Below are 2188 nucleotides of genomic sequence, written 5' to 3'. Positions count from 1 at the left end.
GGACAGTTCATTGTTCTCGGAAATAGTTATTTTAATTACTGGTTCTGGTTTAATAGAAGGATAATAAACTTGAACTCCTTAATAATTTTTTCCCTTTATATAATCGGATACAATACCATTAATCTGCAACATAGTAAAGCACCCGTTAGTTCAACAAAAAGGGGTACAGCCCCCCTCTTATTAACTTAATATGTACACCAAAATACACTTTCAGCTATCGGTTCACTGGCCGATACCTTTATGAAATTTAACAAAAAGTCCGTTTCGCTCGCTCCAACATATTCATCTTTATCTACATTATAATATTGAACCACCTCAACCTTATAAAAGCTGTCGAAGACGTTCTTCAAAAGCATTTTGGCAAATCGATAGCTAATACGGGCGTTTATGTTCTCGATCCATTTACAGGAACCGAAAGACCTGTAAACAAGATACGCAGCGCAGATTTTGCAAAATATTTTGCACAGGGTGAAAATCCATTTCATTACTGATGATAGACATCGATTATTTCAAATTATACAACGATGCATATGGACATCAACAAGGTGACTATTGCTTACAACAAGTTGCACATTCATTGCAACTAGAATTAGAGGAATCTGGTTATTTTGTTGCCAGATACGGAGGAGAAGAGTTTTCAGTGATTCAACGTGATTGTGATAAAAAAAGCACGTTCCAAGTAGCAAAAACGCTTCGGAAGAACATTGAATCACTCAAAATCCCGCACTCTCATTCATCCATTGGCCCCTTCCTTACCATCAGTATCGGGATGTCCATCTTCTATCCTACTTGTGGTGCATCCATTCATGATTTAATGAAATACGCCGATAAAGCAATTTATGATACAAAGAGAAATGGACAAAATACGATACATATCAACTAATTATATTAAAAATGCAAAAGACCTTCTCGGGACACTTTGAGAAGGTCTTTTTAGTTGGGAATTTTCAGGTTAAGCGTTGTAAGAAAGGCAGCATCCGAGTTTTCGAAAAGTGAAGTCCTATGAAAAGCTGTACGATATAGATAAAAGACATTGCTTATTTTTCAACCTTGAGATTATGTTTTCGTTCATATAGCCTTTCTTTGTAAAACTGATATAGCCAAATGCTAATTATTAACCAAAAACCTCCAACAAAATATCCACCAATCACATCACTCGGATAATGAACGCCTAAATAAACTCGACTAATACCAATTGCTAAAATCATCAGAACGCTTAAAATTACTACAATAGTTCGTCCCCATTTGGTGGGAATATGTCGCCACAGAATAAATGAGAGGATACCATAGATAGCTATTGCATTCGTGGAATGTCCACTAGGAAAACTATACCCCGTAATTTCAATGAGTCGATGCAGGTCTGGACGTGCTCTATGAAAAATAAGTTTTAACGTGATAAAAAGGATATTCGCGCCTACAACCACGCCTAAAAATAAAAGTAATTCTGATCTGAGTTTAAACACAAAATAGAAAATTAACATGATTACAACCGCCAACACTATGATGGCTGTAATAGACCCAAGGAAAGTGAAAAACCTCATGATTGTCGTCAAAAAAGGGGTCTCTAATCCTTGAATTGAGTTGATGACTATATCATCAAATTTAATCACTTTTTGACCATGAACCAAAATAGCCATTACCCCAAAACCGAGAAAGGAAAATAAGCCGATGATTAAAAAGATCGAAAGTTTAATTTTTTTATCCATGCATGAATCACACCATTTCGAAATAATAGTAAAAATATCCTACTACACTCTTCAATATGGAAGAGTTTTTTTGGTATTTACCGGGAATAAAATCATTACAATTTGAATCATTTTGGATTGGGAAAAGTAAGTGTAACCGATGTTCCTTTTCCTACCTCACTTTCAATTCTCATACTTCCCATGTATGTATCCATGATTTTTTGAGCAATGGAAAGTCCAATCCCGTAACCACCTTTTTTACGATTTCGTGATTTTTCAACGCGATAAAATCGGTTCGTGACAAATGGGATTTCTTCTTTAGATATTCCTATTCCAAAATCTTGCACAATTATCTCAGTTTCGAGATCTTTTGACTGATAGTGAATTACAAGCTTACTTTTGAAGTCAGAGTATTTAATCGCATTATCGATTAATATGGTAACGACTTGTTCTAAATGGCTTTCTGTCATCGCAATCGGTGCTTTATCTGCTAAGAATAGATT

The 2188-nt window shown here is 35.2% G+C and carries 3 protein-coding genes; 1 reads left to right on the top strand and 2 read right to left on the bottom strand.

Annotated elements, in window-relative coordinates; genetic code table 11:
* The first annotated feature begins 478 nt into the window (after positions 1 to 478).
* Positions 479 to 883, top strand: a complete 405-nt coding sequence (locus tag AC1DOS_RS19590) for a GGDEF domain-containing protein (RefSeq protein WP_477538830.1) — start codon at positions 479 to 481, stop codon at positions 881 to 883.
* A 154-nt stretch (positions 884 to 1037) separates the two neighbouring features.
* On the opposite strand, the gene AC1DOS_RS19585 is transcribed toward AC1DOS_RS19590, so the two are convergent.
* Positions 1038 to 1706 carry a phosphatase PAP2 family protein gene (locus AC1DOS_RS19585; RefSeq protein WP_477538829.1) on the bottom strand — a complete coding sequence of 223 codons (669 nt, stop codon included), beginning with the start codon at positions 1704 to 1706 and terminating at the stop codon, positions 1038 to 1040.
* 107 nt (positions 1707 to 1813) lie between these two features.
* Positions 1814 to 2188 (bottom strand): sensor histidine kinase (locus AC1DOS_RS19580; RefSeq protein ID WP_477538828.1); only part of this gene is annotated, 375 nt, incomplete at its 5' end.

The sequence above is a fragment of the Paenisporosarcina sp. P5_A11 genome (assembly GCF_056400705.1).
The sequence above is the reverse complement of the archived record's forward strand: the minus strand, read 5'-3'. Positions and strand labels throughout refer to the sequence as shown.

What these genes read in the sequence shown, in the direction of transcription:
- AC1DOS_RS19585 (WP_477538829.1), bottom strand. Translation starts at nt 1,706, where the DNA reads ATGGATAAAAAAATTAAACTTTCGATCTTTTTAATCATCGGCTTATTT.